We start from the raw sequence: 8,901 nt of genomic DNA, 5'->3' as shown, positions 1-8,901 counted from the left end.
GCGGCCCTTCGTGCTGGTGGGCCAGCAGTACCTGGCCGATTCCGGCCGCTCGGTCGGCAATGTCCACCCGCTGTGGACCTACGCCCACGTCCCCCACGGTTACACCGGCGACGCCACCGAGGCGATCATCGCCCAGATCGAGCGTTTCGCCCCCGGCTTCTCCGAGCAGGTGGTGGGAACCGCGGTGCGCTCCACCACCGAGATGTCGATCTACAACCCGAACTTCGGCGGCGGCGACATCCTGAGCGGCGCCTCGTCGCCCCTCCAGCTGCTGTTCCGGCCCCGACCCGCCCGCGATCCCTACTTCACTGGCGTCCCCGGCACCTACCTGTGCTCAGCATCCACGCCCCCCGGTGCCGGCGCACACGGACTCTGCGGCTTCAACGCCGCCACCCGAGCCCTCGCCTCACTCGACGCTATCGACTGAGCCTGACTTGATCGTGTGTTGCGTCTTGGCACCGCTTCGACTGGTTCTGGTTATGGCCCTCGGCCGCCTGAGAAGCACTACGAGGCTTCGTCGGCACCGCGACGAACTCGGACTCTGTGTTTCGATACCACGATGATGTGGCCTGAACGCATCTCTTCAGTGTGATGTTGCAGCAAATCGTCGATCGCGGTCGGCCGGTCGCGCAGCGGCAAGTCGGCGAAGCGGATGATGCACGGATGAGCCAAGCGCCAGACGAAGACCAGTTCGCCGAAGTCCTTGTCTTCGGTAATGAGGACGCGGTCCTGTGCGAGAGCGAGGTCCAGTAGTTCCCGGTCGGTGGCGCGAGGAGCCGACTCTGCCGCCGAGTACACGTCGTGCCCATTGTCCGCCAGGTGCTGATGCAAGCTGCGTGACGCAGCGCAGACATCGAGCAGGAATCTCACGCGGCGGTTACGATCACCCGTTCGCGTACGTCTTCTCCGGCGAGTGATCGATAGGCGAACGTCAAGCAGGCTTGGATATCGGCTGGCTCGAGTATCGGGTACTCGCGGAGGATCTTCTCGGCCGAATCGCCGGCCGCGAGCCAGCCGAGGACATGCTCGGCGGCGATTCTCAGCCCACGGATGGTCGGCTTGCCGCCGAAGACTTCCGGATTGACCGTGATCCGGCTCAGGAGTTCGGTGCAGTCCGCCACTATTGGGTCCTTATGGTGCTCGCCCTAGGACGAGCATAGACCGGCGGGCCTGCCAGCAGTATTGGCGGTCAAGAGCGCAGCCGGTGACACCGGCCGCGTAGCGTGACTGCAAGATGCCCGACTTCTACGAACAGCCGATCCTCAACTCGCCGTACGAGGCCCCCACGAGCCACTGGGAGCTCGACGACGAACGCCAGCCCACTGGGTTGCTGAAGGAGGGTCGTCGTCCCGCCTCGTTCATCTCGCCGATTCCTGCGCCACGTAAGCGCGGCAAGCAGGGCGCGAAAGCAGTCGATGCGGAACAGCGCACGCTGGTGTTCGACGAGCAGGCCGAAGCCCTGGCTGACGACCGCCAGCAGTACGACCTGTCACAGCTCATCAACACGATCCGCGGCGAGGTCGCCAAGTGGCGGTCAGAACCTGACGAGCGACGCTGGCATGTCACCGCGGAGACTGCGCGGCTGCTCAAGCACTGGCGGCACTTCGAGTTTCCGGGCATCCGGCCGTTCTTCTGCCAAGTCGAGGCCGTCGAGACCGTCATCTGGCTCACCGAGGTCGCTCCGCACACGGCCGTCGGGCGCAGCCTGCGCGACCGGATCGCAGCAGCCAGCGAGCAGGCTAATCCCGGCGTCGATCGCCTTGCGCTGAAGATGGCCACCGGTTCGGGCAAGACGACGGTGATGGCCATGCTCATTGCGTGGCAGACCATCAATGCGGTGCGGCATCCCCAAAGCCCCAGGTTCACCCGTGGCTTCCTCGTCGTCACGCCTGGAATACCCATTCGGGATCGGCTCCGCGTGTTGCAGCCCAACGACCCCGACAGCTACTGCCGCAGCCGGTACCTCGTGCCCGCCGACATGACGGCCGATTTGGGCAAGGCCAAGATCGTCATCACGAACTACCACGCGTTCATCCGGCGCGAAGCGATGAGCCTCGCCAAGGGCAGCCGGGCGTTGCTGCAAGGCCACGGCCCCGAGATCGACACGCTGGAGACCGAGGGCCAGATGCTCCAGCGTGTGATGCCCACCTTGATGGGCACCAAGGGCGTCATGGTGCTGAACGACGAGGCACACCACTGTTATCGCGAGAAGCCGGGTGATGCCGACGAGTCAGAGGAAGCAGAGTTCAAGGGCGACGACCGCAAGGAAGCCGAAGACAACTCTGAGGCCGCTCGCGTCTGGATGACCGGCATCGAGGCCGTACAGCGCAGACTCGGGCTGCAACGGGTCATCGACCTGTCGGCGACGCCGTTCTTCCTCAGCGGCTCGGGTTATGCCGAGGGCACTCTGTTCGGCTGGGTCGCCAGTGATTTCTCGCTGATGGACGCCATCGAGTGCGGCATCGTCAAGCTCCCCAGAGTGCCGGTGGCCGACAACATCCCCGGCAACGTTATGCCCACCTATCGCGAGCTGTGGAAGCACATCGGCAAGAGGATGCCGAAGAAGGGCCTGAAGGCCGTCGGGCAGCTCGACCCCGAAGCAGTGCTGCCCGTTGAATTGAAGTCGGCCTTGGAAGCGCTCTACGGGCACTACGAGCAGACCTCCGAGCAGTGGCAGGCTCAGCCGGACATCGAGGTTCCGCCGTGTTTCATCGTGGTGTGCAACAACACGGCCACGTCAAAGATGGTCTACGACTACATCTCCGGCTACCGGCGCGACCAGCCTGACGGCGCGAGTTCGTTCCACAACGGACGACTGGAGCTGTTCCGCAATTTTGAAGCCGACGGCACTCCTGTGGCACGTCCGCGCACATTGCTGATCGACAGCCGCCAACTCGAATCCGGCGACGCGCTCGATCCGAACTTCCGCGATGCGGCGTCGGACGAGATCGAGCGGTACCGCCGAGAGATCATCGCTCGCGGCGGCACCAGCCAGGAGGCCCAGAATCTCAGCGACCAAGACCTGCTGCGCGAGGTGATGAACACGGTGGGCAAGCCGGGCCGACTGGGCGGCGACACCAGGTGCGTGGTCTCGGTGGCGATGCTGACCGAAGGCTGGGATGCCAACACCGTCACGCACGTCCTGGGTGTGAGAGCGTTCGGCACGCAACTGTTGTGCGAGCAGGTTGTGGGCCGCGCGTTGCGCCGCCAGTCGTACGACCTCAACGAGGACGGTCTGTTCGAGACCGAGTACGCCGACGTGTTCGGAGTGCCGTTCGACTTCACCGCCCAACCGGTGATTGTCAAGCCCACACCGCCTAAGTCGACGGTGCAGGTGCACGCCGTCAGCCCCGAGCGTGATGGGCTGGAGATTCGCTTCCCGCGGGTGGCCGGTTACCGGATCGAGCTGCCCGACGACCGGCTTGAAGCCGAGTTCACCGAAGATTCGACGCTGCGGCTCACTCCTGAATTGGTCGGCCCGACCCGCACTCGCAACGAGGGGATCATCGGCGAAGGCATTGATCTTGATCTCGCCAACATCGGTGACACGCGTCGTTCCACCGTGGTGTACTACCTCACCCGCTACCTGCTCCTCACGCAGTGGCGCGACGATGACGGCCAGCCCCGGCTGCACCTCTTCGGCCAGCTCAAGCGCCTGACCGAGCGCTGGCTCGATGAGCACTTGGTGTGCGAAGGCGGCACATCACTCGGCCATCTGCTCTATCCCACGCTCAGAGATCAGGCGTGCGACCGCATCACGACCGCCATCGTCGAAGCCGAACAGGAACGTGGCGGCATCGTCACAGCAGTGCTCGACCCGTTCTCGCCAGTCGGCACGACCCGCGACGTCAGCTTCGCCACCTCCAAGGAGCGGCGCTGGCGCACCCGCGCCGACCGCAGCCACGTCAACTGGGCCATCGGCGACAGCGACTGGGAGCTGGAGTTCTGCGAGGTGGCAGAGGCCAACTCCGACGTGCTGGCCTATGTCAAGAACCAGGGCATGGGCTTCGAGGTGCCCTATCGCACCGGCGGCCAGAACCGCATCTACGTGCCCGACTTCATATTGCTGCTCGACGACGGCTGCGGCAGCGACGACCCGCTGCACCTGGTGGCCGAGGTCAAGGGCTTCCGCGGCGAGGACGCCAAGGACAAGTCCGCCACGATGCGCACTTACTGGGTGCCCGGCGTCAATCGCCTCGGCAGCCACGGCCGCTGGCAGTTCGTGGAGTTCGGCAACAGTTGGACGTTCGAGGAGGAACTCGAAACCGCCGTCACCCAAGCCCGACGCCAGGCACAGGCGCGGCGCACCGGCGACCGCGTGCTCGACAGCCGCGATGCTGTGTTGGCTGCGCTTCGCGAACTCAAGCCGCGCCTGCAAGAGGATTTCGGCATCGGAGATCTCAAGCTGTTCGGATCGTTCGCCCGCGATGAAGCCCAGCTCACCAGCGACATCGATCTCATGGTCGACTACCACACAGAGCCGTCGGGCTGGGGCAGCTTCGGGGAGGGACCCTTCTTGGAGGACACACTTGGACGCAGGGTCGACGTGGTGCTCAGAAAGAACCTGCGCGACCACGTACGCCCGAACGCGGAGAGAGATGCAATCGATGTATAGATGCACCGAACCAGAGGAATGGGTGCCGCACATGCGGCACATGCTGGATTCAGCTGAGAGCATCGCCGAGTTTGTGGAAGATCTCACTGGGGGTGGATTTCGTTCGGATCGCAGAACACGCCGCGCGGTACAACTGGAGATTGTCATCATTGCTGAAGCAGCGGCCCGACTGCCAGACGAAGTACGAGCTCAACTCGGTGATATTCCCTGGCATGAAGTCCGCGCGATGCGAAATCGAATCGTGCATGAATACGACAAAGTCGACGACGAGAAGGTGTGGCGAACTGCAACAATCGATGTGCCCGTTCTCGTCGCAGCACTCCGCGCCGTCCTGGCGGTGCATGGCGAGGAATGACTGATGGCCAAGCGTGGTGCAAAATCGAAGGAAGTCGAGAGCCTCACACATGACGAATCGTCGCGGCTGAACATTCCGACAGCGGAGTTCCAGACTCAGGATCGGGTTGGCGCCGACCACCCGCTGCAGGTGGAGTACGAGAGGCGCAACCGTGATCTTGACCCGCAGTTGGTGTGGCGAGGCAAGGACACCGCCGACTGGGCCGACTTGGTGGTTCAAGCCCCGCCGCTGTACATCCAAGAGAAGGTCCACCCCAAGTCGCTGGTGGAAGACCTGCGGCGGCTGAGCGCGCAGCGCAGTGTGGAGCAGGCCGCCGCTGACGCTGGCTTCCAGATCGAGTTGTTTGCCGACTTCAACGGGCTTCCGAGCGCCGACGCGAAGACGGAGTTCTACGAGCACCAGATGAACTGGTCGAACCGGATGATCCTGGGCGACAGTCTGCAGGTGATGGCAAGCCTCGCGGAACGGGAGGGTCTACGCGGCAAGGTGCAGTGCATCTACCTAGACCCGCCCTACGGCATCAAGTTCAACTCCAACTTCCAATGGTCGACGATGAGCCGTGACGTGCGTGACGGCAAGGCTGACCACATCACCCGTGAACCTGAGCAAGTGCGAGCGTTCAGAGATACATGGCGAGATGGCATCCATACCTATCTGACATATCTGAGGGATCGCCTGAACGTAGCTCGTGATCTGTTGACCGAGACTGGCTCAATCTTCGTGCAGATCGGAGATGAGAACGTTCATCGTGTCCGGGCGCTGATGGACGAGATATTCGGTGCTGCCAATGTTGTGGCGAGCATTGTCTTTCGCAAGACAACTGGCAAGGCGGCGTCGCTTCTAGACAACACTTACGATGTCATATTGTGGTATACGCGCAATCGAGAACGCGCGAAGAGCCGGGAAATCAAGTTCTATAGGAACGTAGACGATGACAACAATTATCGCTACGACTGGGACTCAACCGGCCAGTTTCTTCCCGCAGGAGAGGTGCCGCACCGCATCTCGGCGATGAATCCACTTACGTCACAGTCTGCAAGTGCAACGACGACATTCGGTCATGAGCACTGCGGCAATCTGTTTCGCCCCGGAAGTGGAGGCTGGAAGACAAGCAAATTGGGCATGGAACGTCTCGGGAAGTGCAGCAGGCTGACATATTCGGGAAGAACACTTCGTTTTGTTCGACCGTTTTCTGATTGGCCGTTGCAGGCGTTCAACGACATCTGGGATGACACCCGCCAAAGCGGATTCGGCGAGAAGCGGGTGTACGTTGTGCAAACGGCACCACGCGTCATCGAGCGCTGTTTGCTGATGGCGACAGACCCGGGCGATCTGGTGCTCGATCCGACCTGTGGATCGGGCACCACCGCGTATGTGGCGGAGCAGTGGGGTCGGCGGTGGATCACTATCGACACTTCGCGAGTCGCGCTGGCCTTGGCGCGGGCGCGGCTCATGGGCGCTCGCTATCCGTACTACCTGTTGGCAGACAGCGCAGAAGGGCGAGAGAAGGAAGCCGCCCTCAGTCACACAGAACCGCCTGATGCGCCGACGTACGGCGACGTGAGGCAGGGGTTCGTCTACGAACGTGTTCCGCACATCACACTGCGTTCGATCGCCAACAACGCCGAGATCGATGTGATCTACGAACAGCGCCAGCCCGCAGTCGAGGCCGCGCTCGCGGAGCTCAATGCGGCCTTGCGTGCCAGTCCGCCGTCGCCGTTCGACGTCGAAACCGGCGGCCGGAAGGGCCAGCAGATCGACTTCGCGTTGTCGGCAGACGCCACGGTCTCGCTGCCATCGGGCGAGGAGGCGCCTGCGAGCGGCTTGCTCGAATGGGAAGTGCCTCGTGAGCGGCCCGAGGACTGGCCAGCGGACACCGCTGATCCGCACGAACGGTTCTGGCAGGCGCGCCTCGACCGGCAGCGGGCAATCGACGAGTCGATAGCTGCGAAGGCTGACTTCGAATACCTCTATGACAAGCCGTACGAGGACAACTCGAAGGTACGCGTCGCCGGCCCGTTCACCGTCGAGAGCATCTCGCCGCACCGCTACGTGGGTCTCGACGCCGACGATGAGCTGATCGATCCCGTAGCCGAGGCACGGAGCAGCGGCGAGTCACCGCAGGACTTCGTGTCCATCATCCTCGACAACCTGCGAACTGCTGGCGTGCAGCAGGCACACAAGACGGACCGCATCGACTTCGTCTCGCTGCAGCCGTGGCCCGGCGACTACATCTGCGCCGAGGCCACCTACGTCGAGGGATCGGCCGCCTCGTCATCCGGCTCGGGAGAACTGGACGACGCCGACCTAGTCGCCGCATCCAACGGCGACGCCTCGCCGTCGCTCGGCTCGCCACCCGGCACTGCCGATCAACTCGGGCCTGAGGGCGCTGGAATGCAGGCAGCGACACGACGGGCGGCGATCTTCGTCGGTCCCGAGTTCGGCACTGTCACACGCTCCGACCTCGTCGCTGCCGCTCGCGAGGCGGCAGAGGCCGGGTTCCACGTGCTCATCTCATGTGCGTTCAGCTACGACGCGCAGGCGTCCGCGTTCATCAGGTCGGGCCCGTTGCCGGTGCTGAAGGCCAGGATGAACGCCGACCTGCACATGGCGAACGAGCTCAAGAGCACCGGCAGCGGCAACCTGTTCGTGATCTTCGGCGAGCCCGACATCGAGCTGCTCCCGGTGTCGCCCGACGAAGCCGGCCCCGCCGCCAGCGCAGAAGACCAAGGCGCCATGCAGTACCGCGTCAGGCTCCGGGGGATCGACGTCTTCGATCCGACGACCGGCGACGTGCGCAGCGACGAGCCAGACTCGATCGCCTGCTGGTTCGTCGACACCGACTACGACCACGAGAGCTTCTTCGTGCGCCACGCCTACTTTCTCGGCGCAAACGACCCCTACAAGTCGCTCAAGACGAGCCTTCGGGCCGAGATCGACGTAGACGCCTGGGCGACCCTGCACAGCGACACGTCACGACCGTTCCCGACCCCCGAGACCGGCCACATTGCCGTCAAGGTCATCAACCACCTCGGCGACGAAGTCATGAAGGTCTTCCGGGTCCCAAGCACCGGCTGACTTGCATACATCGGTGGCGGGAGGCGACCCGCGGCGTCAAGGTGCGATGCGGAATGCTCTGCGCCTTCCTGGGCCGTAGCGGTACACCCGGAAGTCGCGATCGAGCGTGACCGCCTCGGTGATGCCCAGCCGTTCCATCACCGCCCAACTAGTTCGATCAGCGAGCGAGAAGTCCTGATCGCTGAACGCCAGCCCGATTGCCGCCGCGGCTTCCAGATCGCCCAGCAGTGAGGCTTCGACTCGGGCGTTTCCCCTGCGAATAGCGTTCACCGCAATCTCAGCGACGAATCGGTCATGACGATGCTTCATCACGGACCATGTCTCTTGAAGCACATGGTCGGTCGTCAGCAGGCGACCTTGTCGCTCACGAAGCGCTGCTCTGACCCGCGTGTGCGACGACTCCGAGGCGACAGCCATTGACACCCACGCAGAAGTGTCGACGAAGCAGAGTCCCATGCGCCCTGCTCGGCGGTCAGTCAAGGTGCCGCTCGTGCTGTGCCGCAACGGCTTCAGCCACGATTGCCTTTCCGTCTGCGGCCATGTCAAACGTTTCGCCCTGCACTATTGCGCAAATTGCATCAAGGTCGCCTTGAGGCTCTGCTGCGCTGAGTTCGCGGTCGAACAGCCGCCGCACGAACTCCGCGAAGCTGATCCCCTGTTCCGCAGCGCGCCGCTTCGCCTCGGCGTGGAGATGATCCGGCAACGTGATGACCGTCCTCATGGTGACATCATAGCATCACATCGTGCGGCTCTCAGTGGGCCTGCTGCGCGCTGCGGGGAGGTCGGCTGACCTACGCTCGGTGGCATGGCGCAGCGGATGGTCCGCCGCCGAGTGCCGGGTGCGGTTCAGGCG

General features: G+C 63.6%; 8 protein-coding genes. 4 read left to right on the top strand and 4 right to left on the bottom strand.

The window, feature by feature from the left end:
• Positions 1 to 427 (top strand): phytoene desaturase family protein (locus tag VI480_RS03015; RefSeq protein WP_416246626.1); only part of this gene is annotated, 427 nt, incomplete at its 5' end.
• 77 nt (positions 428 to 504) lie between these two features.
• On the opposite strand, the gene VI480_RS03010 is transcribed toward VI480_RS03015, so the two are convergent.
• Both VI480_RS03010 and VI480_RS03005 read right to left on the bottom strand, forming a co-directional pair.
• Entirely contained in the window at positions 505 to 870 is a 366-nt protein-coding gene (locus VI480_RS03010; RefSeq protein ID WP_323671334.1) for a DUF5615 family PIN-like protein, read from the bottom strand.
• On the bottom strand, positions 867 to 1,121 hold the full coding sequence (locus tag VI480_RS03005) for a DUF433 domain-containing protein (RefSeq protein WP_323671333.1): 255 nt from the start codon (positions 1,119 to 1,121) through the stop codon (positions 867 to 869). The genes VI480_RS03010 and VI480_RS03005 overlap by 4 nt, the downstream gene beginning before the upstream one ends.
• Before the next feature lie 113 nt (positions 1,122 to 1,234).
• Between VI480_RS03005 and VI480_RS03000 the strand changes: the two genes are divergently transcribed.
• Genes VI480_RS03000 through VI480_RS02990 form a run of 3 tightly spaced genes read left to right on the top strand, consistent with a single transcriptional unit; the run spans position 1,235 to position 8,048 of the window.
• Positions 1,235 to 4,615 carry a BPTD_3080 family restriction endonuclease gene (locus VI480_RS03000; protein WP_323671332.1) on the top strand — a complete coding sequence of 1,127 codons (3,381 nt, stop codon included), beginning with the start codon at positions 1,235 to 1,237 and terminating at the stop codon, positions 4,613 to 4,615.
• Between the two features lie 31 nt (positions 4,616 to 4,646).
• On the top strand, positions 4,647 to 4,970 hold the full coding sequence (locus tag VI480_RS02995; protein WP_323671331.1) for a DUF86 domain-containing protein: 324 nt from the start codon (positions 4,647 to 4,649) through the stop codon (positions 4,968 to 4,970).
• 3 nt (positions 4,971 to 4,973) lie between these two features.
• The gene (locus tag VI480_RS02990) at positions 4,974 to 8,048 is read left to right on the top strand and encodes a site-specific DNA-methyltransferase (RefSeq protein WP_323671330.1); all 3,075 of its coding nucleotides are present in this window, start codon (positions 4,974 to 4,976) and stop codon (positions 8,046 to 8,048) included.
• A gap of 36 nt (positions 8,049 to 8,084) precedes the next feature.
• On the opposite strand, the gene VI480_RS02985 is transcribed toward VI480_RS02990, so the two are convergent.
• Both VI480_RS02985 and VI480_RS02980 read right to left on the bottom strand, forming a co-directional pair.
• Entirely contained in the window at positions 8,085 to 8,504 is a 420-nt protein-coding gene (locus VI480_RS02985; protein ID WP_323671329.1) for a type II toxin-antitoxin system VapC family toxin, read from the bottom strand.
• A 16-nt stretch (positions 8,505 to 8,520) separates the two neighbouring features.
• The gene (locus tag VI480_RS02980) at positions 8,521 to 8,769 is read right to left on the bottom strand and encodes a hypothetical protein (RefSeq protein WP_323671328.1); all 249 of its coding nucleotides are present in this window, start codon (positions 8,767 to 8,769) and stop codon (positions 8,521 to 8,523) included.
• Positions 8,770 to 8,901 lie beyond the last annotated feature (132 nt).

The sequence above is a fragment of the Candidatus Poriferisodalis multihospitum genome, assembly GCF_028283155.1.
Taxonomy (GTDB): Bacteria; Actinomycetota; Acidimicrobiia; order Acidimicrobiales; family Poriferisodalaceae; genus Poriferisodalis; species Poriferisodalis multihospitum.
The sequence above is the reverse complement of the archived record's forward strand: the minus strand, read 5'-3'. Positions and strand labels throughout refer to the sequence as shown.

What these genes read in the sequence shown, in the direction of transcription:
- VI480_RS03000 (WP_323671332.1), top strand. Translation starts at nt 1,235, where the DNA reads ATGCCCGACTTCTACGAACAGCCGATCCTCAACTCGCCGTACGAGGCC.
- VI480_RS02995 (WP_323671331.1), top strand. Translation starts at nt 4,647, where the DNA reads ATGCGGCACATGCTGGATTCAGCTGAGAGCATCGCCGAGTTTGTGGAA.
- VI480_RS02990 (WP_323671330.1), top strand. Translation starts at nt 4,974, where the DNA reads ATGGCCAAGCGTGGTGCAAAATCGAAGGAAGTCGAGAGCCTCACACAT.
- VI480_RS02985 (WP_323671329.1), bottom strand. Translation starts at nt 8,504, where the DNA reads ATGGGACTCTGCTTCGTCGACACTTCTGCGTGGGTGTCAATGGCTGTC.
- VI480_RS02980 (WP_323671328.1), bottom strand. Translation starts at nt 8,769, where the DNA reads ATGAGGACGGTCATCACGTTGCCGGATCATCTCCACGCCGAGGCGAAG.